Annotated in this window: 22 protein-coding genes; 10 read left to right on the top strand and 12 right to left on the bottom strand. The window is 74.5% G+C overall.

The window, feature by feature from the left end; translation table 11 throughout:
• Positions 1 to 8: 8 nt before the first annotated feature.
• Positions 9 to 662: a TetR/AcrR family transcriptional regulator gene (locus ACI794_RS19120; protein WP_456617113.1), complete on the bottom strand. Its 654-nt coding sequence runs from the start codon at positions 660 to 662 to the stop codon at positions 9 to 11.
• A gap of 121 nt (positions 663 to 783) precedes the next feature.
• Between ACI794_RS19120 and ACI794_RS19125 the strand changes: the two genes are divergently transcribed.
• The 6 genes from ACI794_RS19125 (at position 784) to ACI794_RS19150 (ending at position 6,677) form a co-directional block, all read left to right on the top strand.
• Positions 784 to 2,262: a flavin-containing monooxygenase gene (locus ACI794_RS19125; RefSeq protein WP_456603863.1), complete on the top strand. Its 1,479-nt coding sequence runs from the start codon at positions 784 to 786 to the stop codon at positions 2,260 to 2,262.
• Positions 2,262 to 3,101 (top strand): SDR family NAD(P)-dependent oxidoreductase, encoded by an 840-nt coding sequence (locus tag ACI794_RS19130; RefSeq protein WP_456603864.1) that lies wholly within the window; start codon positions 2,262 to 2,264, stop codon positions 3,099 to 3,101. The genes ACI794_RS19125 and ACI794_RS19130 overlap by 1 nt, the downstream gene beginning before the upstream one ends.
• A gap of 40 nt (positions 3,102 to 3,141) precedes the next feature.
• Positions 3,142 to 4,152: a GNAT family N-acetyltransferase gene (locus ACI794_RS19135; protein WP_456603865.1), complete on the top strand. Its 1,011-nt coding sequence runs from the start codon at positions 3,142 to 3,144 to the stop codon at positions 4,150 to 4,152.
• A gap of 46 nt (positions 4,153 to 4,198) precedes the next feature.
• Positions 4,199 to 4,855: a class I SAM-dependent methyltransferase gene (locus tag ACI794_RS19140; protein ID WP_456581175.1), complete on the top strand. Its 657-nt coding sequence runs from the start codon at positions 4,199 to 4,201 to the stop codon at positions 4,853 to 4,855.
• Positions 4,856 to 5,291: 436 nt separating this feature from the next.
• Complete coding sequence (locus tag ACI794_RS19145) at positions 5,292 to 6,137, top strand: aggregation-promoting factor C-terminal-like domain-containing protein (RefSeq protein WP_456581176.1); 846 nt, start codon at positions 5,292 to 5,294, stop codon at positions 6,135 to 6,137.
• A gap of 159 nt (positions 6,138 to 6,296) precedes the next feature.
• Positions 6,297 to 6,677, top strand: a complete 381-nt coding sequence (locus ACI794_RS19150; protein WP_456617114.1) for a hypothetical protein — start codon at positions 6,297 to 6,299, stop codon at positions 6,675 to 6,677.
• Positions 6,678 to 6,866: 189 nt separating this feature from the next.
• On the opposite strand, the gene ACI794_RS19155 is transcribed toward ACI794_RS19150, so the two are convergent.
• From ACI794_RS19155 to ACI794_RS19170, 4 genes are all read right to left on the bottom strand, one after another.
• Positions 6,867 to 7,298, bottom strand: a complete 432-nt coding sequence (locus ACI794_RS19155; protein ID WP_456581178.1) for a hypothetical protein — start codon at positions 7,296 to 7,298, stop codon at positions 6,867 to 6,869.
• Between the two features lie 62 nt (positions 7,299 to 7,360).
• Positions 7,361 to 8,080, bottom strand: coding sequence for a GAF and ANTAR domain-containing protein (locus tag ACI794_RS19160; RefSeq protein ID WP_456603868.1), 720 nt, complete (start codon positions 8,078 to 8,080; stop codon positions 7,361 to 7,363).
• 198 nt (positions 8,081 to 8,278) lie between these two features.
• Positions 8,279 to 9,685 carry a Re/Si-specific NAD(P)(+) transhydrogenase subunit beta gene (pntB, locus tag ACI794_RS19165; RefSeq protein WP_456603869.1) on the bottom strand — a complete coding sequence of 469 codons (1,407 nt, stop codon included), beginning with the start codon at positions 9,683 to 9,685 and terminating at the stop codon, positions 8,279 to 8,281.
• Positions 9,682 to 11,268 carry a Re/Si-specific NAD(P)(+) transhydrogenase subunit alpha gene (locus ACI794_RS19170; protein WP_456617115.1) on the bottom strand — a complete coding sequence of 529 codons (1,587 nt, stop codon included), beginning with the start codon at positions 11,266 to 11,268 and terminating at the stop codon, positions 9,682 to 9,684. The genes pntB and ACI794_RS19170 overlap by 4 nt, the downstream gene beginning before the upstream one ends.
• A 306-nt stretch (positions 11,269 to 11,574) precedes the next feature.
• Between ACI794_RS19170 and ACI794_RS19175 the strand changes: the two genes are divergently transcribed.
• Positions 11,575 to 13,647, top strand: a complete 2,073-nt coding sequence (locus ACI794_RS19175) for a putative bifunctional diguanylate cyclase/phosphodiesterase (RefSeq protein ID WP_456617116.1) — start codon at positions 11,575 to 11,577, stop codon at positions 13,645 to 13,647.
• Positions 13,644 to 14,480, top strand: a complete 837-nt coding sequence (locus tag ACI794_RS19180) for an HDOD domain-containing protein (RefSeq protein ID WP_456617117.1) — start codon at positions 13,644 to 13,646, stop codon at positions 14,478 to 14,480. Before ACI794_RS19175 ends, ACI794_RS19180 begins: the two co-directional genes overlap by 4 nt.
• Before the next feature lie 126 nt (positions 14,481 to 14,606).
• On the opposite strand, the gene ACI794_RS19185 is transcribed toward ACI794_RS19180, so the two are convergent.
• The 7 genes from ACI794_RS19185 to ACI794_RS19215 all read right to left on the bottom strand — a co-directional run bounded on the left by ACI794_RS19185 (position 14,607) and on the right by ACI794_RS19215 (position 23,056).
• Positions 14,607 to 15,770: an acyl-CoA dehydrogenase family protein gene (locus tag ACI794_RS19185; protein ID WP_456617118.1), complete on the bottom strand. Its 1,164-nt coding sequence runs from the start codon at positions 15,768 to 15,770 to the stop codon at positions 14,607 to 14,609.
• Positions 15,771 to 15,776: 6 nt separating this feature from the next.
• On the bottom strand, positions 15,777 to 16,952 hold the full coding sequence (locus ACI794_RS19190; protein WP_456603874.1) for an acyl-CoA dehydrogenase family protein: 1,176 nt from the start codon (positions 16,950 to 16,952) through the stop codon (positions 15,777 to 15,779).
• A 166-nt stretch (positions 16,953 to 17,118) separates the two neighbouring features.
• Positions 17,119 to 18,705, bottom strand: a complete 1,587-nt coding sequence (locus tag ACI794_RS19195) for a carboxylesterase/lipase family protein (protein ID WP_456617119.1) — start codon at positions 18,703 to 18,705, stop codon at positions 17,119 to 17,121.
• 162 nt (positions 18,706 to 18,867) lie between these two features.
• Positions 18,868 to 19,110 (bottom strand): hypothetical protein, encoded by a 243-nt coding sequence (locus ACI794_RS19200; protein ID WP_456603876.1) that lies wholly within the window; start codon positions 19,108 to 19,110, stop codon positions 18,868 to 18,870.
• Positions 19,111 to 19,153: 43 nt separating this feature from the next.
• Positions 19,154 to 20,323: a 4-hydroxybenzoate 3-monooxygenase gene (locus ACI794_RS19205; RefSeq protein ID WP_456603877.1), complete on the bottom strand. Its 1,170-nt coding sequence runs from the start codon at positions 20,321 to 20,323 to the stop codon at positions 19,154 to 19,156.
• A 69-nt stretch (positions 20,324 to 20,392) separates the two neighbouring features.
• Complete coding sequence (locus tag ACI794_RS19210) at positions 20,393 to 22,159, bottom strand: PIG-L family deacetylase (protein WP_456617120.1); 1,767 nt, start codon at positions 22,157 to 22,159, stop codon at positions 20,393 to 20,395.
• A 120-nt stretch (positions 22,160 to 22,279) separates the two neighbouring features.
• On the bottom strand, positions 22,280 to 23,056 hold the full coding sequence (locus ACI794_RS19215) for an IclR family transcriptional regulator (protein ID WP_456603879.1): 777 nt from the start codon (positions 23,054 to 23,056) through the stop codon (positions 22,280 to 22,282).
• 68 nt (positions 23,057 to 23,124) lie between these two features.
• Between ACI794_RS19215 and pcaH the strand changes: the two genes are divergently transcribed.
• Positions 23,125 to 23,871, top strand: a complete 747-nt coding sequence (gene pcaH / locus ACI794_RS19220; RefSeq protein ID WP_456617121.1) for a protocatechuate 3,4-dioxygenase subunit beta — start codon at positions 23,125 to 23,127, stop codon at positions 23,869 to 23,871.
• Entirely contained in the window at positions 23,868 to 24,521 is a 654-nt protein-coding gene (gene pcaG, locus ACI794_RS19225) for a protocatechuate 3,4-dioxygenase subunit alpha (protein WP_456617122.1), read from the top strand. Before pcaH ends, pcaG begins: the two co-directional genes overlap by 4 nt.
• Positions 24,522 to 24,549 lie beyond the last annotated feature (28 nt).

Below are 24,549 nucleotides of genomic sequence, written 5' to 3' on the forward strand. Positions count from 1 at the left end.
GTCCCGGCTCAGCCCGGCGTGGCCGTGCCGTAGACGGCCGCGAGCCAGATGCCCAGCAGGACCTCGACGACGTCCTCCTCGGCGACGGCGGGGCCGTCCCCGCTGAAGGTCCCGTACAGCACCCGCTCGTTCATCGACGTGAGGGCGATCGCGAGGTCGCGCGCGGCGAGCCCGGGCGGCGCCGCGCCCCGCGCCCGCTCGGCGTCGACGGCCGCCGCCGACCGCTGCACCCAGCGCTCGACGACCGCCGACCACAGCGCCCGCACCTCCTCGTTGGTGGACCGGGCCTGGGCCCAGGCGACCGTGAGCGCCCGGTGCGCGCCGAAGGTGTCGTAGTAGGCGCCGATGGCCCGCGCCCAGCCGTCCCGCGCACCGGTCGCCGGGGTGTCGAAGACCTGGCGCATCGCCGTCTCGGCCTCGGCCACCACCCGGTCGAGCAGGGCGAGCAGGACGGCGTCCTTGGAGGAGAAGTAGAAGTAGAACGTCGGCCGGGAGATCCCGGCGCCGCGGGCCAGGTCGTCGACCGAGATGGCCGCCAGCGGCCGCTCGGCCAGCAGCCGCTCGGCGGTGACGAGGATCGCGAGCTCCCGGTCGTCGCCGGAGGGCCGGGCCGGTCGCCGACCGCGACCGGCGGTCTGCGGTTCGCCCGCGGCACTCGGCACGGGGAGAGGATAGCGAGGGCGGCGCTGTCGTCGACACCGTGTTGACGCACTCGACAGGGCGTCGATAGCGTGCCGGGGTCAGCCCGCGGCCGGTCCACCCGGCGGAGCCACCGGAGAGTGCATGACCATCGAGCACCTGGACGTGCTGATCGTCGGAGCCGGCCTCTCCGGCATCGGCGCCGCCTGCCACCTGGAGCGCGAGCGGCCGGGTACCCGCTACGCGCTTCTGGAGTCGCGGGCGGCGCTGGGCGGCACCTGGGACCTCTTCCGGTACCCGGGCATCCGGTCGGACTCGGACATGTTCACGCTCGGCTACTCCTTCCGGCCGTGGCGGGAGGCCGAGTCGATCGCCGACGGCCCGGCGATCCGCCGCTACATCGAGGCGACCGCGCGCGAGCACGGCGTGACGCAGAAGATCCGATACCACCACCGCGTCGTGCGGGCGGAGTGGTCCAGCGCCGACGCCCGCTGGACGGTCACCGCCGAGCGCACCGACACCGGCGAGGCGGTCACCCTCACCTGCTCGTGGCTGCAGGTCTGCTCCGGCTACTACCGCTACGACGAGGGCTTCCGCCCCGAGTTCCCCGGGGAGGAGCGCTTCCGGGGGCGGCTGGTCCACCCTCAGCACTGGCCCGAGGACCTCGACGTGACCGGCAAGCGGGTCGTCGTCATCGGCAGCGGCGCCACCGCGGTCACGCTGGTGCCGAACCTCGCCGAGCAGGCCGCGCACGTGACCATGCTGCAGCGCACGCCGAGCTACGTGATGTCGCTCCCCGGCCGCGACCCCCTGGCGGAGAAGCTGCGGGCCCGGCTGCCGGAGAAGGCGGCCTACTCGCTGGTGCGGTGGAAGAACGTCCTCACCAGCACCGCGCTCTACCAGCTCAGCCGCAGGCGCCCGGCGCTGGTCCGCTCGCTGCTGCGGCGCATGACGCAGAAGCAGCTGCCGGGCATCGACGTCGACACGCACTTCAACCCGCCCTACGACCCGTGGGACCAGCGGCTGTGCCTGGTGCCCGACGGCGACCTGTTCCGCGCCCTGCGCCGGGGCTCGGCGTCGATCGTCACCGACCGGATCGCCACCTTCACCGAGGACGGGCTCGAGCTGGCCTCGGGGGAGCGGCTGGCGGCCGACGTCGTCGTCACCGCGACCGGGCTCAACCTGCTGCCGGTGGGCGGGATGCGGATCGCGGTCGACGGGGAGCCCGTCGAGCTGCCGGAGCGGGTCTCCTACAAGGGCATGATGCTCTCCGGCGTGCCGAACTTCGCCATGGTCATCGGCTACACGAACGCCTCGTGGACGCTCAAGGCCGACCTGGTCAACCGCTACGTCTGCCGCCTGCTGGACCACCTGGACGCGCACGGCTACGCGTCGGCGACGCCGGTCGCCCCACCGGAGGGCGGTGGCGCGCCCTTCCTCGACCTCACCGCCGGCTACGTGCAGCGCAGCATCGCCGGCCTGCCCCAGCAGGGGCGCCGGGCGCCCTGGCGGCTGCACCAGAACTACCTGCGCGACGTCGCCGTGATGCGCCGGGGCCCGCTCGAGGACGAGGGCATGACCTTCCAGCCGCGCGTGCCCGCCGCCGACCGGGTCGTGGCCTGATGCGGCCCTACGCCTTCCTGGGCGGGACGGCGGTCGTCACCGGCGCGGCGAGCGGCATCGGCGAGGCGCTGGCCGGGGAGCTCGCCGGCCGGGGCAGCCACCTGGTGCTGCTGGACCGCGACGCCGACCGGCTGGCGGCGGTGGCCGCGCGGATCACCGCCGACCACCCGGCGCTGCGCGTCGTGACCTACGTCGTCGACCTGGCCGACGACGAGGCCACCGCCCGGGTGGCCGCCACGCTGGTGGCCGAGCACCCGGAGACGACCCTGCTGGTCAACAACGCCGGCGTGGCCCTGGGTGGGCGCTTCGACCAGGTCAGCCTCGGGGACGTCGAGTGGCTGCTGTCGATCAACCTGCGCGCCGTCGTCCGCCTCACCCACGCGCTGCTGCCGGTCCTGAAGGCGCACCCCGGCGCGCACGTGGTGAACCTGTCCAGCGTCTTCGGCATCTTCGCCCCCGCCGGCCAGGTCGCCTACGCCACCAGCAAGTTCGCCGTCCGGGGCTTCAGCGAGGCGCTCCGCCACGAGCTGGCGGAGGACGGCGTCGGGGTCACCGTGGTGCACCCCGGCGGCATCCGCACCCGCATCGCCGAGAGCGCCCGCACCGGCGCCGGCGTCTCCGTGGAGGAGTACGAGGAGGGCCGCAGGCAGTTCAGCAAGCTGCTGCGCATCCCGCCGGAGGTGGCCGCCGCGCAGATCGTCGCGGCGGTCGAGCGCCGCCGTCCCCGGCTCCTGATCGGCTGGACCGCGAAGGTGCCCGACGTGCTCGTGCGCCTGCTCCCGGGCACCTACTGGCGGATCATCGCCCGGCGGTCCGCGCCGGCGAAGCGGGAGCGCTGAGGCCGGAAAAGCGGTTGCCGCCCCCGGTAGAACGGGAGGCGTGAGCGACCCCTCCTGGCGCATCGTCGAGCTCGGACCCGACGACGACCTCTTCCCGTCCTGGTGCGAGGTGTGGGCCGCCACGGGTCGGGACGCCCGGCCGCACGACCCGCCCCGGCCGGCGCAGGAGCACGTCGCGCTGGGCCGGGAGCTCGTGGCGGCCGGGGGCTCCCGGGACGGCACCCACCGGGCGGCCCTGGTGGACGGCGCCGTCGCCGGGGCGCTGCGGGTGATCCTCCCCCTCAAGGACAACCCGTCGCTGGCGATGGTCGACGTCGCCGTGCACCCGGCCTCCCGGCGTCGTGGCCTCGGGAGCGCGCTGCTGGCCGAGGCCCGGGCGGTCGCCGCCGCCCACGGCCGCACCCTGCTGGTGAGCGAGGTGGACGAACCGGCCCCCGGGGCACCGGGCCGGGCTTTCGCCGAGCGGCACGGCTGGACGTGCGACCTGGTGGAGACCCGCCGTGAGCTGGCGCTGCCGGTCGACGAGGACCGCCTGCGGGCGCTGGAGGCCGGGGCCGCCGGAGCGAGTGCCGGCTACGACGTCGTCACCTGGCGGGACCGGACCCCGGACGCGCTGCTGGCGGACCGCGCGCTGCTGGAGCGGCGCATGACCACCGACGCCCCGCACGGCGAGCTGCCGGTGGGGGAGGAGGAGTGGGACGGCGACCGGATCCGCGAGTACGAGCAGACCCACGTCGCCCGGGGCCGGACGGTGCTCAGCGCGGGTGCGGTGACCGGCGGCCGACTGGTCGGCTTCACCGACCTGCAGATCCCGCTCGCCCAGCCGGTTCTCGCCCACCAGGGCGGCACGCTGGTGCTGCGGGAGCACCGCGGCCGCCGGCTCGGTGCCCGCATGAAGGCCGCCGTGCTGCGCGAGCTGGCCGCCGGCTACCCCGAGGTGCGGCGGATCAGCACCTACAACGCCGAGAGCAACGCACCGATGGTGGCGGTCAACGAGCAGCTCGGCTTCCGCCCCGCGGGCGGGCTCTCCTCCTGGTCGGCCCGGCTCTGAGCCGGGGCGCTGCGGGGCCGGCGGTCCGGTGCGGTTGACTGCCCGGGTGGACCGTCCCATCCCCGCGGAGTTCCTCCGGGCCCACACCCGGCCGGTGCGCCCGGACCTGGTGCCCGAGGTCGAGCTGCTGGTCGCCGCCGACGTCGTCGCCCTCTGGGAGGCGATGGAGAGCGAGCACGGGCGCACCTCCACCGACCCGCCGTTCTGGGCCGCGGCCTGGCCGGGCGGGCAGGCGCTGGCGCGGTACGTCCTCGACCACCCGGAGCTCGTGGCCGGGCGCGCGGTCCTCGACCTGGGCGCCGGCAGCGGCCTGGTCGCCGTCGCCGCCGTCCTGGCCGGGGCGAGCGCGGTGCTCGCCAGCGACGTCGACCCGTACGCGCTGACCGCCGTCACCGTCAACGCCGGGCGGAACGGGGCGGCCGGCATCACGCCGGTCGGTGACGTGCTCGGTGCGGACCCGCCGGACGTCGGCGTCGTCCTGGCCGGCGACGTCTGCTACGACCGGGAGATGACCGACCGGGTGCTGCCCTTCCTGACGGCTGCCCGGGCGCGCGGCGCCGAGGTGCTCGTCGGCGATCCCGGCCGCGTGTACCTGCCCGAGGACAGGCTGGAGGCGCTGGCGACCTACGACGTCCCCGACACCGAGCCCTCCCCGACGGGGCCGCCGCCGGTGCGCCGGACGACCGTGTGGCGGCTGCCCTGAGGCCCGCCTCACCGAGCGATGACCGCCGGGGGATTGTCACGGACGCATAACGGTGGTTACCGTGGCTCCGCCCGGCCGGTCGTCCACTCCCCACCGGGGGAGGTCCGCCGGGCGCCGCCGAGTCGCCTTCCGGGGCGAGCCGGGGACCACCGCAGCACTGACCCCCCTGCGCCGGACACGTCCCGTCGCGGGCAGCAGCGCTGCTCCCCCCGTCAGCTGACCCGGTAGGCGGCACACGGAAGAAACGGAGAGCCGCCGCATGGCGAGCCTGCGGGCCCACCTTGCACGGAACCGCAGCCGGTACGGAGCCTCGCGCGTGCCTTCCCCGCGCTGAGCCGCCCGGGCACCCGCCCGATCCCCGCTGCCACTCGACCACCCCAGCCGTGGTGCCGCCCGTGCGGCCCGCCGCGCCCTGCCCCTGGAGCAGTTCCACCTCATGAAGCTTCGCGCCACCTCGATCACCCGCGCCCACCGCCCCGCGACCGGGGGCCGCGCCGCCCGGATGCGCCGTCCCGCGCTGCTGCTGGCGGTCGCCGCGGCGGGCGGGCTGCTCGTCAACGGCGTCGTCGCCACGGAGCCGGCCGCGCAGGCCGAGCCGCAGCTCGCGTCGGTCAGCGTGGCCGACCAGCTCGGGATCACCGCCGACGCCCCGGCCGTCGACCCCGTCGAGTCCGCCGTCGCGAGCCTCGCGCCGCTGGCCGCCAGCCGCAGCGAGCGCGCCGCCGAGCAGACCGCCGCCGCCGAGGCCCGGGCCGCCGCCGAGCAGGCCGAGCTGGACCGCCGCGCCGCCGAGGAGGCCGCGCGCAAGGCCGCGGAGGAGGAGGCCGCGCGCAAGGCCGCCGAGGAAGCAGCTGCCCGCAAGGCCGCCGAGGAGGAGGCCGCCCGAGCCGAGGCCGCTCGCCAGGAGGCCCCCCGCACCTCTGCCCCGGCTGCCCCGGCCGCCCCGGCTCCCGCCCGCAGCGCCCCCGCGCCGGTCGCCGCTCCGGCCCCGGCCGGCGGCTCCTTCAAGGACTACGCGATGGGCAAGGTGGGCTCCGGCAGCGAGTTCTCCTGCCTCGAGAGCCTCTGGGGCAAGGAGAGCGGCTGGAACCCCAACGCGCAGAACCCGCGCAGCACCGCCTACGGCATCGCGCAGTTCCTCGACTCCACCTGGGCCGGCACCGGCATCGCCAAGACCTCCGACGGCTACCGCCAGATCGACGCCGGCCTGATCTACATCACCAACCGCTACGGCTCCCCGTGCGGCGCGTGGGCGCACTCGCAGTCCGTCGGCTGGTACTGAGCGGACCCCGCGTCCTCCCCACCGCTCGCCGGCTCGCGGGGGGACCCGGGACGGGCCCGTCCCGCTGAGGCACAGGAAGCCCTACCTGCGTCCTCGAAGCCCTCGCCCCGCGGCGCCGGCCCTGCCTAAGGTCGGTCCGGAGCCGATCGAGGGGGAGCGATGACCGAGGCCGACGACGACCGGACGACCCCGCAGGGCGGGATGATCGGCCGGTCCATCGACGAGTTCGTGAGCCAACTGCGGTTCTTCAGCGACCGTGCCCGGAACCTCGCCGGCAGCGCGACGTCCCGCCTCCCGCTCCCGGCCCTGCCGACCCCGCCCGGGGCGATGTCGGCCGCCCAGCTCCGGGCGGTGAAGGAGATGGTGACGGCGCAGCGCAGCTCGATCGCGGCCATGCGCGCCCAGCTGGACGCCTTCGACCAGCAGCTCGCCGTCTTCGAGCGGATCCTCGACCCGCTGGTGGAGTGGAGCTCCACCTGGGCCCGGCTGGAGGAGGCGGTCGGCGACATCGTGCGCCGGGAGCCGCCCGCCGAGCAGTGATCCCCGGCCGTCCGGTGACCTGACCGGCGGCGTCCCGCTCGAGCCAGGCACGGCGCGGTGGCGTGCCACGTCGACCGTTATCCCCAACAACCGCCCGGCATGAGGGCGAGAGCCGGACCAGCGCACCGACGCCGAGGATCCGGGCGCCCGAGGGCCCGGGCCCCCGACCGGGCCGGCGGACACCCTGGCTCAGTAGCCGTCGTCCTCGTCCGCGGGACGGCGGCGCAGGAGACCGGTCACCGAGCCCACGCGGGTCTGCGCCTGGCGGAGGCCGTGGATGAGAGGCATCAGGTCGTCGTGGATGCGGCGCAGCGTCTCGGGGACGGTGTCGACGGCGGGGTCGTCCAGCACCCGGCCGACCCGCTCGATGCCGGGGCGCAGCGCGCGCACCGGCTCCTCGAGCTCCTCGACCAGGCTCTCCAGGCGCTCGGCCATCCGCTGGGCGGAGGCGATGGTCTCCCGGGCGGAGGTGGTCGCGGCGGTCAGCTCCCGGACCGTGCCGTTGAGGTCGGCCAGCGTGCGGGGGAGCTGGGAGAGCGCCTCCGTCTGGGTCTGGAGCAGCGCCAGCAACTCGCTGAAGCCGGGGATGCGGGGCATGCCGAGGCCGCGGAAGGGATCCACCCCGACACCGTCGGTGACCGGCGTCCCCGGCGCAACCCGGCGCGGGTCGGGCCGGGCGGTGGTCAGCGCGGGCGGAGCTCCCCGGTCATGACGAACTGCTCGGCGACGTCCCGGACCTTGGTGTTGCTCTCCATCGACACCCGGGCCAGCAGCTGGAACGCCTGGTCGGCGGTGAGCTTGTGCCGCTCCATGAGGATGCCCTTGGCCTGGTCGATCACCGCGCGGTGCTGCAGGGCGGCCTGCAGGTGCTCGGCCCGCTCGACCGCGGTCTCGTACAGGTACATGTTCGACACCGGGCCGACGGCGTAGGTGGCCAGCCGGGACACCAGCGAGCGGGTGCGGTCGTCGGCCACCGAGAAGTTCCGGGCGTAGACGTTCATGGCCCCCGAGACCCGCTCCTGCACCGGCAGCGGGTAGGACAGGGTGCTCTCGCACCCCTGGGCGGCCGCCTCGGTCGCGAACTCCGGCCACCGCGGCTCTGCGCGTGTGTCGGGCACCGCGGTCGGCCGTCCCGTGGTGGCGGCCTCCAGGCACGGTCCGGAACCCAGGCGGTACTGCAGCTCGTCCAGCCGCAGGGCGAGGTCGCCGCTCGAGGCCACCGTGCTGGGCCGGCCGTCGTCGAGGATCGTGACCGAGGCCACGGGCCGCCCCGGCAGGATGCGGGTGGCCAGCTCGGTCACCGTGCGCAGCACGGACTCCAGCGAGTGCTCCGCGAAGGAGAGCCGGGCCAGCTCGTCGAACGCCGGTTGGACGTCGAGGGCATCGTCGTCGGGGGGTGTCACGGGTCGCACTCCGTCGGGTCATGCACCGGACGAACGTGCGCCGGCGGTCAGTGAGGGGTTCCCGCGTTGTTCCAGGATCCCTCGGAGCCGGACCCGGGGGCCCGGCCGCGCGCCGGCTGTGTGACGCGTGTGTGGCTCGGTCCAATATAGCCAGCCGTCGGGGCGGACCCCGGACGGCGTGCGGCGACGGAGGCCTGGTCAGAGCGCCTTGAGGATGTCCTCGACCCGCTCCCGGGCGTCGCCGAACAGCATGCGGCTGTTCTCGCGGAAGAAGAGCGGGTTCTGCACGCCGGCGTACCCGGTGTTCATCGACCGCTTGAAGACGACGACGTGCTCGGCCTCCCACACCCGCAGCACCGGCATGCCGGCGATCGGGCTGGTCGGGTCCTCCGCCGCGGACGGGTTGACGGTGTCGTTGGCGCCGATGACCAGGACCACCGAGGTGCCGGCGAGGTCGTCGTTGATCTCGTCCATCTCCAGGACGATGTCGTAGGGCACCTTCGCCTCGGCGAGGAGGACGTTCATGTGCCCGGGCAGGCGCCCGGCGACCGGGTGGATGCCGAAGCGCACGTCGACGTCGTGCGCGCGCAGCTTCCGCGTGAGCTCCGCGACGGCGCTCTGGGCCTGCGCGACCGCCATGCCGTAGCCGGGGGTGATGACCACCGACTTCGCGTCCCGCAGCAGCTCGGCGGTCTCCTCGGCGGAGATCTCGGTGTGCTCGCCGTAGTCCACGTCGGAGGCGGCGACCGCCCCCTCGTTGCCGAAGCCGCCGGCGATCACCGAGAGGAACGAGCGGTTCATCGCCTTGCACATGATGTACGAGAGGTAGGCACCCGAGGAGCCGACCAGGGCCCCGGTGATGATCAGCAGGTCGTTGCCGAGGAGGAAGCCCGACGCCGCGGCCGCCCACCCCGAGTAGCTGTTGAGCATCGAGACGACGACGGGCATGTCGCCGCCGCCGATCGACGCCACGAGGTGCCAGCCCAGCGCGAGGGCGAGCACGGTGACGACCGAGAGCACGAGCAGGTTCGGCTCGGCCACGAACACGACGGTGAGGACGGCGAACAGCGCCAGGGCGCCCAGGTTGAGCCAGTTGCGCCCCGGCAGCACCAGGGGGTTGCTCCTGATGCGGGCCGAGAGCTTGAGGAAGGCGACGATCGAGCCGGTGAAGGTGACCGCGCCGATGAAGACGCCGACCACCACCTCGCCGGAGTGGATGCCGGCCTCGGCGCCGGTGAGCACCGACCCGCCGTCGGCGCCCTCGACGGAGAGGTAGCCGTTCCAGCCCACGAGCACCGCGGCCAGGCCGACGAAGCTGTGCAGCAGCGCGATCAGCTCGGGCATGCCGGTCATCTCGACCTGGCGGGCCCGCCAGAGGCCGATCGCGGCACCGATGACGACCGCGACGACGAGCAGGGTCAGCCCCACGGCCGAGATGTCGCGGGTGGCCAGGCCGACGGTGGCGGCCAGCGCGATCGCCATGCCGGCGATCCCGTAGGCGTTGCCCGCCTTGGCCGTCTCGTGCCGCGACAGCCCGGCCAGGCTCAGGATGAACAGCAGCGCGGCGACGATGTAGGCCGCGGCCGCGGCGGTGGTGGCGGTCATCGGGCGACGCTCTCCGTGCTCGGGCCGCGGGAGAACATGCCCAGCATGCGGCGGGTGACGGCGAAACCGCCGAAGACGTTGATGCTGGCCACGAGCGTCGCGACGAACGCGAGCGCGCGGACCACGCCGTCGTCGCTGCCCAGCTGCAGGAGCGCGCCGACCACGATGATCCCGGAGATGGCGTTGGTGACGCTCATCAGCGGGGTGTGCAGGGCGTGGTGCACGTGGCCGATGACGTAGAAGCCGACGACGACGGCGAGCGCGAAGACGGTGAAGTGCCCGAGGAGCTCGTCGGGGGAGAAGGCGGCCACCAGGAAGAGCGCCGCCGCGGCGAGGCCCACCAGGGCGAACCGGCGCGCGGGCGCGGGCGTCCGCTGCGGCACCGCGGGGGTACCCGCCGTGGCGCCGGCGGGGGGAGCGGGCGGTGGCGGGGGCGCCGCCGACACCTGCACCGGCGGTGGGGGCCAGGTGAGCTCGCCCTGGCGGACCACCGTGATCGCCCGCTGCACGACGTCGTCGAGGTCGAGGACGAGCTCGCCGTCCTTGCCGGGGGTGAGCAGCTTGAGCAGGTTGACCAGGTTGGTGCCGTAGAGCTGGGAGGCCTGGGCGGGCAGCCGCGCGGGGAGGTCGGTGTAGCCGATGATGGTGACGCCGTTGGCGGTCACCACGACCTCGTCGGGCACGGAGCCCGCCACGTTGCCGCCCTGCGCGGCGGCCATGTCGACGATGACCGAACCCGAGCGCATCGAGGCCACCATCTCCTCGGTGATCAGCCGCGGGGCGGGCCGGCCGGGGATGAGCGCCGTGGTGACGATGATGTCCACGTCGCGGGCCTGCTCGGCGTACATCTGCGCCGCCCGGCGGTTGAAGTCCTCGCCCATCTCGCGGGCGTAGCCGTCTGTGCTCCCGGGACCCTGGCCGCCCTCCTGCTCCTCGGCGGGGACGGCGACGTACTCGCCGCCCAGTGAGCGCACCTGCTCGGCCACCTCGGGGCGGACGTCGGTGGCGCGCACGATCGCGCCCAGGCTGGACGCGGTGCCGATCGCGGCGAGCCCCGCCACGCCGGCCCCGGCGATCAGCACCTTCGCCGGGGGCACCTTGCCCGCAGCGGTGACCTGGCCGGTGAAGAAGCGGCCGAACACGTTCGCCGCCTCGATGACCGCCCGGTAGCCGGCGATGTTGGCCATCGAGGAGAGCACGTCCATCGACTGCGCCCGCGAGATCCGGGGGACGGCGTCCATGGCGAGCACGGTGATCGGACGGGCGGCCAGCGCCTCGACGAGGTCGGGGTTCAACGCCGGGCTGAGGAGGCTGATCAGCGTCGCGCCGTCGGCCAGCCGGCCGATCTCCGACTCGGCCGGGGCGTTGACCCGCAGCACGATCTCGGCGCCCCACGCCTCGGCCGCCGTGCCGATCCGGGCACCGGCCCCGGCGTAGGCGTCGTCCGGGAAGCTGGCCGCCGACCCGGCGCCGGACTCCACCACGACGTCGTAGCCCAGCTGGACCAGCTGCGTGACCGTCGCGGGTGTCGCGGACACCCGGGTCTCACGTGGCCGCGTCTCGCGCGGGACTCCGATCTGCATCGTGGCGCTCCATTCCTCGGTGGGCAGGCCTCGTCGCCTGCCCGCCAGTGGCGGGGTCCCTCGCGGTGCCGGGTGAGTGGGACGGATCTTGCCTGTTAACGCACGGTGGCGGTGCCTGGCTGCGCGAATGTGAGGCACGGCACGGCGAGTCGCGTGACGACGGCGACGCGCCGCGGTCGGTGGGCCGCCGGTATCCCCCGAACGGGGGGCGGGCGCCCTGTCCGGGTGCAGGGGGCAGGGGCGACCGGCCGAAGACCTCGGTGGCGGGTCCAGACCTCGGCGCCTGCTCGAACCGAGGGGAGGACCGTGTCCGTCATCCTGAACCGCCCCGACGACCGGGTGCCGCCGGAGATCATGGCCTCGGTCTTCTACGGCGCCACGGTCAGCGACAGCCTGGCCATCGTGGTCGTCGAGATGGTGGCCGGCCGAGCGTGCCTGAGCTGGGGCAACGCCGGTGCCGGGGAGCTGCTCGGCTACGGCCTGGACGACCTGCGCGCCCTCCCCGTCGACCACCTGTTCCCGACCCTCGGGGGTGGCGAGCTCACGCTGCTGCTGCGCCGGCAGCGGGCCGCCCGGATGACGCTGCCGGTCCGCACCGCCAGTGGCGCCCGCATCGAGGCGCTGGTCACCACGACGCCGTCGCCCGGCGGCCGGATGTGGACGCTGCGCATCGTCTCCACCGACAACGAGCAGGAGCGTGCGCTGCGGTCGGCCGCCGACGCCCACGAGCGACGCTTCTCCACCCTGACCGAGCGGTCGCCGGTGCCGACGCTCCTCTCCGAGCAGGGGATGCGCCTGGCGCACGTCAACGACGCGTTCTGCAGCCTCGTCGGCCGCCGCGCCGAGCAGCTGCTGGGCATCGGGTGGATGGACACCGTGCACGCGGACGACCTCGACACGGTGATCGAGCAGGTGTCGGCCGCGCTGGAGGGCGAGGAGGCGGAGGCCCAGGCCCGCCTGCGCCGGTCGGACGGCTCGGTCCGCACGACCGTCATCCGCTTCGCCCACGTGTTCACCCCCGGGGTGGGTGCGGGCTTCGTCGGCACCATCGAGGACATCACCGACCGGCTGGCGTTCGAGGCCACGCTGGCCCACCAGGCCAACCACGACCCGCTGACCGGCCTGCCGAACCGGACGCTGCTGGCCCGCCATGTCGCGGAGCGGTTCGTCCCCGGCGCCGGATCCCTCGCCTGCCTCTTCCTCGACCTGGACAACTTCAAGGTCGTCAACGACTCGCTGGGGCACACGGCCGGCGACGAGCTGCTCACCGAGGTGGCCGACCGGCTGCGGTCGGTCGTCCGCCCGGGCGACCTGGTGGCGCGCTTCGGCGGCGACGAGTTCGTCGTGGTCTGCGAGGAGGTCGACCAGGATGCCGTGGTCGCGCTCGCCGAGCGCATCACCGCCGAGCTCGCCCGGCCCGTGCGCCTGGGTGGCGTCGACGTGCGCCCGCACGCGAGCGTCGGCGTCACCGTGCAGACCGAGGAGCACACCGGCGCCGAGGAGCTCATCCGCGACTGCGACATCGCCATGTACCAGGCCAAGGCCGGGGGCAAGGGGCGGATCACCGTGCTCGACCAGCGGGCGCGCGAGGAGGCCCGCGACAAGCTCCGGCTGGTCGCCGAGCTGCGCGACGCCGTCGAGAGGCGCGAGATCACGCTGCTCTACCAGCCGATCCTCGGCGCCGAGGACGGGCGCCCGATCGCCGTCGAGTCGCTGGCCCGGTGGACCCACGCCGCGCGCGGCCCGATCAGCCCGACGGTGTTCGTGCCGCTGGCGGAGGAGAGCGGGCTGATCGCCGGCCTCGGCCTGCTGGTCCTGGACGAGACGTGCCGCCAGCTGGCCGAGTGGGACCGCGCCCTGGGGCCGGCCGCACCCCCGCGGGCCAACGTCAACGTCTCGGCCCTGCAGCTGGACGGCAACCTGCCGCCGCAGGTGACCGAGGCGCTCGGGCGGCACGGGCTGGACGCCTCCCGGATCTCGGTGGAGATCACCGAGTCGGCGCTGATGAAGGACCCCGACTCCGCCCGCGAGGTGCTCCAGCAGCTGCGCGACCTCGGCGTGGAGCTGGCGATCGACGACTTCGGCACCGGCTACTCGTCGCTCGCCTACCTGCGGCACCTGCCGGTGGACTGCCTGAAGGTCGACCGGTCGTTCGTCGCGGAGCTCGCCCACGGGCACGGCGAGATCGCCTCGGCGGTCATCGCGCTGGCCGGCAGCCTCGACCTGAGCACCGTCGCCGAGGGGGTGGAGACCGCCGAGCAGGCCGACGAGCTCCGCCGCCTGGGCGCCACACACCTGCAGGGCTTCGGCCTGAGCCGGCCCATGACCGGGCCGCGGACCGCCGCCTGGTTCGCGTCCCACGGAGCGGGCACCCGATGACCGTCACCCCGCTGCCGGTCCGCACCGAGCCGGCTCCGGTCTTCGACCTGGAGAAGGTCCTCGCGGGCATCGACACGATGGCGGCCCAGCGCCCGGTCGCGGCGCAGATCGTGTCGGTCGCGAACTCCGACGGCACCGGTGCCAGGGTGCTGTCGCGGATCCTGGCCTCCGACGTCGCTCTGGCCGGGCGCGTCATGAAGCTGGCCAACTCCGCCTACTTCGGCATGCGGGGCCGCGTCACCTCCCTGCAGTTCGCCGTCACGGTGATCGGCTTCACCACCGTCCGGACGATGGCGACGGTCGCGCTCACCGGGCTGGACGACGAGTCACGGCTGCCGGAGGACTTCTGGGACGTGACCACCTGCCTGGCGCTGGCGTCCTCCACGCTGGCGCCCCGCTTCGGGGAGCGGTCGCAGGACGCCCTCTGCGTCGGGCTGCTCGCCCAGATGGGCGCCGCGCTCCTGCACCACAACGACCCCGAGGGCTACGGCGCCCTCGTGGCCGAGCACCCGGGCTTCGCAGCGCGTCGCAGCGCCGAGCTGGGCCGCTACGGCATCCACAGCGTCCGGCTGACCGCCGTCGCCCTGGAGCAGTGGGGCTTCCCGCACACCATGACCAACCGGCTCAACCAGGTCGACGACCACGCCTCCCTGGAGGGCGGGCTGCTGCGGGCCGCCTTCGAGGTGGCCGCACGGCTCACCGCGGAGGAGCACGACGCGGTGCCGATCGGGCGGCTCACCTGCGGCCGGCTCCGCGAGGACGACCTGGTGCCGGTCCTCGACTCGGTGCGGGCCGACGCCGACGAGCTCCGCCGGGCGATGCTGGCCGACTGAAGAAGGGCCCCGTCGCCCCCCAGCACTCGCTCCGCTCGCGCCGGGGCCCTGCGACGGGGCAACGCGGCGGAGCCCCGCCCCCCGCGAGGGGGACGGGGCTCCGACGGGGCCCGGCAGGGGCCGCGTTCAGACTGCGTACGGCGCGCCCAGCGGGTCGACGGTCTTCCGCTCGCCCACCGTGCGGGCCAGCCGTGCGGCGGCGAAGTCGCCGTCACCGAGCAGGTGGTCGATGGCGGTGAGCCGGCTGGTGTAGTGCCCGACGGAGTACTCCGCGGTCACGCCGATGCCACCGTGCAGCTGGATGGCCTCCTTGCCGATGTGCCGGCCGGCGCGGCTGGTCTGCAGCCGGGCACGGTCGGCGGCGGAGACGACGTCGCCGCCGGCGTCCTGCACCATCGAGGCCCACAGGGCGGTGCTCCGGGCCAGCTCCAGGGACACGTACATGTCCGCGGCGCGGAAGGTGAGCGCCTGGAACCGGTTGAGCGTGACGCCGAACTGCTTGCGGGTCTTGAGGTACTCCGCGGTGGTGCGCAGGGCGGTGTCCATCGCGCCGATCGCCTCGTGGCTGTACGCGATGCGGGCCTCGGCGAGCGCCCGCTCGACGGCGGCGGTCTGGTCCGGGTGTGTGGGGGAGCCATTGCCGCCCAGCAGGGTCGCCGGGGTGCCGTCGAAGCGCACGTTGGCCGCGCGGGTGCCGTCGTGCGTGCGGTAGCCGGTGCGGGTGAGGCCCGCGGCGTCCCCCTGGACGAGGAACAGCCCGGTGCCGCCGTCGACGACCGCGGTGACCACCAGGACGTCGGCGCGGGCGCCGGTGGGCACCGGCTCCTTGACGCCGGTCAGGGTCCAGCCGTTCCCGGACGGGGTGGCGGTGACCCCGGCTGCGGAGGCGCTCCACCGGGTGCCGGGCTCCGCGTGGGCGAAGGCCGGGACCGTCGTCCCCTCGGCGATGCCCGCGAGGAGCTCGCCCTTCTGCTCGTCGGTGCCGACGGCGGCGATCAGGCCACCGGCCAGCACGACCGCCTCGATGAAGGGCTCCGGGGCGATGACCCGGCCGATCTCCTCGGCGACGATCGCGACCTCGATCGGCCCGGCGCCCATGCCGCCGTGCTCCTCGGCGAAGGGCAGCCCGAGCAGCCCCATCTCGGCCAGCCGCGCCCAGGTCTTCTCGTCGAAGCCCGGGTCGTTGGCGACGACCGTGCGGCGCTGCTCGCTGCCGGAGTAGGCGCGTGCCAGCAGGCCGCGCACGGCCTCCCGCAGGTCGCTCTGCTCGCTGTCGAAGGTGAAGTCCACGTCAGATCACAGCCCCAGGATCGTGCCGGCGATGATGGTGCGCTGAACCTCGTTGGAGCCTCCGTAGATGGAGACCTTCCGGTAGTTCAGGTAGTGCGGCGTCGCGACGCGCGCCCAGTCGGGCACGTCGGAGCCCTCCTCGGCGAACGAGGCGATCGAGAGCGGGCCGGCGATGTCGACCAGCAGCTCGGTGGCGGCCTGCTGCAGCTCCGAGCCCTTGAGCTTGAGCACCGAGGAGGCCGGGTGCGGCTTCCCGTCGGCGGAGTTGGCCACCACGCGCAGGGCGGTGAGCTCCAGGGCCACCAGCTCGTTCTCCACCTCGGCGATGCGCCGGGCCATGAACGGGTCCTCGAGCAGCGGGCGGCCGTCGACGGTGATCTCGCGGGCGTAGTCCTTGGCCTGCGCGAGCATCTTCTTGGTCGCGCCCACGCGGGCGATGCCCACGCGCTCGTTGCCGAGCAGGAACTTGGCGTAGTCCCAGCCCCGGTTCTCCTCGCCGATGAGGTTCTCGGCGGGCACGCGGACGTCCTCGAAGAAGACCTCGTTGACCTCGAAGCCGCCGTCGATCAGCTCGATGGGCCGGAGCGTGACGCCGGGGGTGTCCATCGGGAAGACAAGCATGGAGATCCCGCGCTGCTTCTTCTCCGCCGTCGGGTCGGTGCGCACCAGGCAGAAGATCCAGTCGGCGTGCTGCCCCAGGGTGGTCCAGGTCTTCTGGCCGTTGACCACCCAGTCGTCGCCGTCGCGGACGGCGGTCGTGCGCAGCGAGGCCAGGTCGGAGCCGGCGTCGGGCTCGGAGAAGCCCTGGCACCACCAGATGTCGAGGTTCGCCGTCTTGGCCAGGAAGCGCTCCTTCTGCTCCTGGTTGCCGAAGGCGGCGATGACCGGGCCGATCATGGAGGTGTTGAAGGCCAGCGGCTCGGGGACCCCGGCCAGCTGCATCTCCTCGCGCCAGATGTGGCGCTGCAGCGGCGTCCAGTCCCGCCCGCCCCACTCGACCGGCCAGTGCGGCACGGCCAGGCCGGCGGCGTTGAGCGCGCGCTGGGCCTCGACGTACTCCTCCTTGGACACGTGCCGGTGGGCCGCGACCTTGTCGCGGATCTCCTGCGGCACCTGGGTGGTGAAGAAGGTCCGCATCTCCTCCCGGAAGGCCTCGAGCTCCGGGGACAGCTGCAACCGCATCGGTCCTCATTCCTGACGGCGGCAGGTGCCGTCTCGACGTAGTGCCCCCGACGATCCCACACGGGCTACCGGTGGGTAGGAGCGGCACCCGGGGACGGCGCGCCGCTCGCGCGGACGGGCCCCGGGCAGCACGCGCCGCCCGGGGCCCGCCCCGGATCCGGTCGGCTCAGCTCAGGGTCGACCAGAAATCGCAGTTCGCCTCCGCGGCGACGTCGACCGGGCCGATGCCCTCGTCCGAGGCGATGTCCAGCCCCTGCACGTCGGCCGGGGCCCGGTAGCGGGTCCACGTCGGCACGTCCCGGCCGTTGGGGTTGCCGTGGGCCGCGAAGTTGGTCCAGTAGCGGACCATCGCCGTCGAGAGCTCCTCCTGCTCGGCGGTCAGCCCGTCCCCGAACAGATCCGGGAACAGGTAGGGCAGCTCGGCGGCGTGCTGGGCGTCCTCCGGGTAGTCCGGGTACGGGAAGTCGAACAGCGGGTCCGCCGTCCCGTCGCGGAACTGGTAGGCGAACACCGGCGCCGGCACCGGGGGACGGGCCAGCGTGTCGTAGGCGTCGACGTGCGAGCAGGTGGACAGCGCGCTCCCGGCGTCGCTGTTGACGGCGGCCAGGGCGCGCAGCGGCGACGGGTACGCGGCCGCCGGGTAGCGCGCCAGCACCTCGCCGGCGGCGTCGCCGAACACGCCGTCGAGGACGGTCGCGTAGTCGGCCTCCGTGAAGCCGTCGGCGGCCAGCCCGGCCACCGTCGGGTTCAGCGGCGTGAACAGCGTGTTCTCGTCGCTGAGGTTGCCGTGCATGACCGGCACCCGGGCGTGGTCCCCGGCCGCGATCGCCTCGGCCGGCTGCACCGGCAGCGCCGACCCGCCGACGACGAAGGCGCCGCCCGGCCAGGCGTCGAGCAGCTCCTGCACCGGCGTCTCCCGCAGGCAGGCAGCGACGTCGGCCGCCGGGTCGCATCCGACGGTCCCGGCGACCCGGGCACCCTTGGCCTCCGCCGTCTCCACCGTGTCGTAGGGCGCGGTGCAGCTGTAGCTCTGGGCGATGGCCCGGTCGAACAGGCCCCGTGCCGACGGCGAGGTCAGCTGGGCGCAGACTGCCGAGCCGCCGGCCGACTCGCCGAAGATGGTGACCCGGCCGGGGTTGCCGCCGAAGGAACGGATGTTGCGCTCCACCCAGCGCAGCGCGGCCTGCTGGTCGAGCAGCCCGGCGCTGCCGGAGGCGACGTCCCCGTTCTCCCGCGAGAGGTCCTCCTGGGCCATGAACCCCAGCGCACCGAGCCGGTAGTTGATGGTGACGACGACGACGTCGCCCTCGAGCGCCAGCTCGGCGGCGTCGTACCGGTCGCCGCTGCCCGTCTGCCACGAGCCCCCGTGGATCCAGACCATCACCGGCAGGTTCTTCCGGGGCGTGTCCAGGCCCGAGGGGGTCGTGACGTTGAGGTAGAGGCAGTCCTCCTCCACCGACGACGTCGGGTTCGTGGCGCTGGGCTCCTGCGGGCAGGCGCTGCCGGGGGAGGTCGCGTCGAGGACCCCCTCCCACGGCTCCGCCGGGGCCGGTGGCCGGAACCGCAGGTCGCCCACCGGCGGCGCGGCGTACGGGATGCCTTCGAACAGGCGGTAGCCGTCGGCCGCGGTGCCCGCGACGGCGCCCTCGGTCGTCTGCACGACCAGCGGGGCGCCATCGGGGGCGGCCCCGGCGGGAGCGGCCGCCGCCAGCGCGCCCGCGGTCAGGGCGGTGCCCAGCCCGAGCGCGAGCAACGACCTTCGGGCAGGACGTGGGGGAGTGGTGCGCACGTGACCTCCAAGGAGTGCCGGCCGAGCCCTGGGGTGAGCTGGGCCACAGCGCCTGAGACACTAGCCACGCCTGTCTCACCCCGTGTGGCGGGGGTCACGCCCGCCCGGGGGTGGCCGGAGCGCTGCTCAGCCGCCGGGGAGGGGTGGGCCGGTCATCCGCTCGAGGACCTCCACCCAGGCGGCCCGGACGTCGCGGGGGCGGTCACCGACGACGTCCAGGAGGCCGGTGCCGGCGCCCGGCCCGGTGCCGACGACGGCCTCGAAGCCCAGGCGCGTCACCAGCGCGTTGATCTCGTCGAGGTCGAGCCCGGCGTCGACCAGGGGCTGCACCAGCCATGCCGTCTCCTGCTGCGGGGCGGTGGACTCCACGCACCCCATTCGGGCGGCGGCCGCCCGGCGGATGCACCCTCCGCTACTCGACGGGCAGGCCGGTGTAGTTCTCGGCGAGCTCGCGGGCGGCCGCCTCCGAGGAGCAGATGCGCCGCAGCTGGGAGAGCTGCAGCTGGGCGTCGAAGTCGTCGCCGGAGGTGTGCAGCATCGAGGTCATGAACCAGGAGAAGTGCGTGCACCGCCAGACGCGGGCCAGCGCCCGGTCGGAGTAGGAGTCGACGAGGTCGGTCTGCTTCTCGGCCAGCAGCCGCACCAGCGCCTGTGCCAGCAGGGTCACGTCGGCGACGGCGAGGTTGAGCCCCTTCGCGCCGGTCGGCGGGACGATGTGGGCGGCGTCCCCGGCCAGGAACAGGCGGCCCCGCCGCATCGGGCTGCTCACGAACGAGCGCATCGGCAGGATCGACTTCTCGGTCACGGGGCCGGTGCCGACCTCCCAGCCGTCGAGCGCGAAGCGGCGCGAGAGGTTCTCCCAGATCCGGTCGTCGGACCAGTCCTCGATCTTCTCGGTGGGGTCGACCTGGAGGTAGAGCCGGGAGACCGAGGGCGAGCGCATCGAGTAGAGGGCGAACCCCTCGGGGTGCCAGGCGTAGATCAGCTCGTCGGTGGCCGGCGCCGCGTCGGCCAGGATGCCCAGCCAGGCGTAGGGGTAGGTGCGCTCCCACGTCCGCCCGGCGGCGGCGGCCTGCACCACGGGGCGCGAGACGCCGTGGAACCCGTCGGTGCCGGCGATCGCGTCGCACTCGAGCACCTGGGCCACCCCGTCGGCGTCGGTGAAGCGGACGCGCGGGTTCTCCGAGTCGACCTCCTCCGGGGTGACCTCGGAGACGTCGAACAGCAGCGGCGGGCCGCCGTCCAGCTGGGCGGCGATGAGGTCCTTGGTGACCTCCGTCTGCCCGTAGACCCACACCGTGCGGCCGCACAGCTCCCGGAAGTCCAGCTGGTGGCGGGTGCCCGGGTACTGGAGGTAGATGCCGCGGTGCTCCAGGCCCTCGCGGTGCAGCCGCTCGCCCAGCCCCGCGTCGGTCAGGGTGTCGACGGTGTGCTGCTCCAGGATGCCCGCCCGGATGCGGGCCTCCACGTACTCCCGCGAGCGGTTCTCCAGCACGACCGAGTCGATGCCCTGCAGGGCGAGCAGCCGCGAGAGCAGGAGGCCGGCGGGGCCGGCACCGATGATCGCTACCTGGGTGCGCACGGGGGCAGTCTCCCGCCCGCCGCCCCCGGTGTCGCCGGATCCTTCCGTCCAGCGGAGGAGCACATCCGGTCAGACGATCTCCCCGACCGTCCGCCAGGGCCCCCACTCCCCGTCGGCGGACCGGGTGCGGTGCGTGAGCGCGCCGCCCGCGTCGACGACGGCCACGACCAGCCGGCCGTCGGGAGTGGCGGCGGCGGTGGGGTGGTCGGTGACGAACCCGCCCAGGTCGGTCCACGGGCCGTAGTGGCTGTCGGGGGCGACCTGCTGGGTCACCGAGAGGCCCCCGCCGGCGTTCCGGGCGACGCAGGCGATCCGCCCGTCCACGGTGGCGTTCGCCGTGGGTCCCGTGCCGCCGTGCCCCCCGATCGAGGTGGCCGATCGCCACGCGAGGTCGCGGTCCTGCCAGCTGGTCGCGACGTCCGCCGTCCCCGCCAGGCGGTAGTGCACCTCCGGTCGCCCGTCTGCGTTGACGGCGAACGTGGCAGGGCTGGCCGGTGGCAGGCTGGGCAGCGGGCCCGGCAGGAGTGCGCCGCCGGGGACGGTCTGCCGCCAGAGGACCAGTCCGGTCCGCGAGGCGGCGACGACCTCGATGCGCCCCGTGACGTCGAGCAGCGCGTCGCACGGGTCCTGCAGGTCGGTGCCGCCGAGATCGGACCAGGGGTGCCAGTCCCCGTCGGCCTCCTGGTGGCGGCTGGACAGGCCGCCGCCGGCGTTGACGACGACGACCTGCAGCCGGCCGTCCGCGTTCGGCGCGAGGGCGGGGCTCCCGACGTACCGGGCGCCGTCGCCGGGGTTCGGCGTGCCCAGGTCCGTCCACGTGCCGCCGGTCAGGGGACGCACCGCCACCCGCCCGTCATCCGTGCGGGCGGCGAGGTGGGTGCTGCCGTCGGCCCCGGCCGCCGCGACGACCGTGGTGACCCCGGCGCCGAGGTCGTCGGGACCGAGGTCCACCGGGCCCTGCCAGCTGCCCGGACCGGTGAAGCACGCCACCCGGCCGTCGCGCACGGCGAACAGGCGCACCGCGCCCTCGCCGTCCGTCGCCGACCAGCGGGTACCGCGGGAGGTCCGGTAGTAGGAGCGGTCGGTCGCGCCGAAGACGTCAGCCGCGGCCGGGTCCCAGGGCTGGTACGCCGTCGCGAACAGCTCCCGCTTGCGCGCACGGGTCGCCCTGTCGAGGTTCACCGGGTGCTGCCCGACCCCGTAGTCGCGGTGCTCCAGCACGTAGGGCAGCCACGTGCCCTGGACAGCCCGGTACCGGCGCACCGCCTCGAGGGCGAGGGCGGTCACCGCCCGGTGGTCCGGGTGTGACCGCGGCACGTCGTACCGGTGGTCGGCGAAGCGCTCCGTCACGTGCAGCACCGTCGGCCGGTAGCGCTCCAGGAGCCCGCGCAGCACCGCCACCGCGTCGTCCTCGTCGTACCGCTGCACCTGGTCCACGAGACCACCGGCAGCCGGGACGGTCTCCAGGGTGGCGCCGGAGAACAGCCGCGAGAGGTCGCCGTCGGGGAGCCCCAGGAAGGTCACCCGCACGTCGGGCCGGTCGCGGAGCCGGAACTCCTCCACCCGGTGGCCGCCGACCTGCACCACCTCGCCCACCCACTCCTCCTGGAGGGTGCGGTCCGGCACGGCGGCGGAGATCCGGTAGGCGTCCTGGATGCCGCGTCGCCGGTCGCGGGCGCGCGACGACGCCTCCTCGAGGGGGAGCATGGCGTCCCCGGCGCTGACGTAGACCACGGTGGTGGGGAGCCCGGCGTGGATGCCCGCGTCCAGATCGGGGTTCAGGAAGAGGAGGTCGTCGTCGGGATGGGCGACGACGGCCAGGACGGAGGCGTGCACCGGCCTCTCCTCCCGCTCGACGGATCGGCGAGACGTCGCCGGGCGGTTGCAGCATCCTCCCTGGGCAGTGCGGCCGGTGGAAGCGCGCCGTCGGGGGGACGTCGCCGCCACCACCCCGGCTCAGTGGAACTCCTGGGAGCGGGCCAGCTCCCGGCCGATGCCGCGCGCCGCCATCTCCAGCACCGGGACCAGCCGGGCGAGGTCGCGTCGGTGGGGCGGCACGACGATGCCCAGCGCGGCGACGGCCAGCGGCCCGCCCGCCCGCTCCACCTGGACCGGGACCGCGAGGGACGCGGCTCCGAGGGACATCTCCTGGCAGGTGCGCGCGTAGCGCCGCCGCCGGATCTCGGTCAGCTCGCGGGCGAGCAGGGCGGGGTCGGTGACGGTGTGCCGGGTGACCGGGCGCAGACCGCGCAGCACCTGGTCGACGACGTCGTCGGGGGCCGCGGCCAGCAGCACCTTCCCCACGCCGGTGGCGTGGAGGGGGAGCCGGCTGCCGACCTGGCTGACCACCGGGACCGACTCCCGGCCCGAGACCCGGTCGACGTAGAGCGCGGAGAGCCCCTCGCGGACGGCCAGGTGCACGGTGTCCCGGATGGTCGTGTGCAGGTCGAGGAGGAACGGCGCGGCGACCTGGCGCAGCTCGAGCTGCACCGGGGCCAGCAGCCCGAGGTCCCACAGCTTCCGCCCGATCTCGTAGCGGCCGTCGGGGCGCCGGATGAGCGCCCCCCAGCCGGTCAGCTCACCGAGGAGCCGGTGCGCGGTGGTCAGCGGCGTGCCCGACCGCTCGGCGATCTCGGAGAGGGACAGCCGCGGGGTGCCGCTGTCGAATGCGTCGAGGATGCCCAGCGCCCGGGACGTGACCGACCGTCCCGGGCTGGCGCTGCGACCGGCCATGCTCACCTCTCCCGTCCAGTGGAAGCCTGGGGTTGGGAGCGTAGCCGGGCGGTCGTACGGTCCCGGCCATGACCGGGACCACCTCCACCGGCGGCCTGCACCTGCCGCGGTACCACCGGGAGGACGCCGCGCTGCGCACCCCCGTGGGCTTCCCCGACTACCGCAGCACCGCCCTGCGCGCGCCCCTGCGGACCCCGGTGGACCTGGCGCACCGGCTCACCGAGATCACCGGGCCCGTGCTGGGCGAGGACCGCGTCCTGCCGCACGACGCCGACCTGACGCTGCGCAACGGCGGAGAGGCCGTCGGGCAGCGGATCCTCGTGCACGGACGGGTGCTCGACAGCGACGGCCGCCCGGTGCCCGGTGCGCTGGTGGAGGTCTGGCAGGCCAATGCCGCCGGCCGCTACCGGCACGTCGTCGACAACTGGCCGGCGCCACTGGACCCGCACTTCGACGGCCTGGGCCGGGTGGTCACCGACAGCCTGGGCCGGTACGAGTTCCTGACGGTCAAGCCCGGCGCCTACCCGTGGGGGAACCACCACAACGCCTGGCGGCCGGCGCACATCCACTTCAGCCTGTTCGGCCGCGCCTTCACCCAGCGGCTGGTGACCCAGATGTACTTCCCGGACGACCCGCTGTTCGGCCAGGACCCGATCTACAACGCGATCCCGGCCGCCGCGCGCCACCGCGCGATCAGCCGCTTCTCGCTGGAGCGGACCCAGGACAACTGGGCGCTGGCGTTCGAGTGGGACATCGTGCTCCGCGGGGCGGACCAGACGCCGTTCGAGACCGACGACGACGGAGATGTGGCGTGACCGTGAACCCGCTGGAGGTCCCGTCGGACCCGCCCACCCCCTTCCAGCCGCGCTCGGGGCGGCGCGGGAGCGGCTTCCTCACCGGGCCGTTCCGGCTGGGCACCACCCCGAGCGCCACCGTCGGCCCCTACCTCTCCATCGGCCTCACCTGGCCCGACGGTGAGTGGGCCGCCGAGGAGGGCACCGCGGGAGCCTTCTGGATCCGCGGCCGGATCCTCGACGGCGCCGGGGACGTGGTCCCGGACGCGATGGTGGAGACCTGGCAGGCCGATCCGGACGGCGGCTTCCCCTCGCCCGAGGACCCGCGCGGGGCGTCGTCCTACCCCGGTTTCCGTGGCTACGCCCGGGCCCAGACGCTGACCGGCGAGTTCGCCGTCCACACCCTCAAGCCCGGCCGGGTGCCCGACGGCGAGGGTGGCCTGCAGGCCCCGCACATCGACGTCTCGGTCTTCGCCCGCGGCATCCTGGACCGCGTCGTCACCCGCATCTACTTCGCCGACGAGGCGGAGGCCAACGCCGAGGACGCGGTGCTGCGGGCGCTGCCCGACGGCGCCGCCCGGCAGACGCTGCTCGCCACCCCGTCCGGGGGCGGCTACCGCTTCGACATCCACCTGCAGGGCGAGCGCGAGACCGTGTTCTTCGCCGTATGAACGTCCCCGCGCGCGGCCGAGGCGGTAG

The sequence above is a fragment of the Blastococcus sp. SYSU DS0541 genome (genome assembly GCF_054050875.1).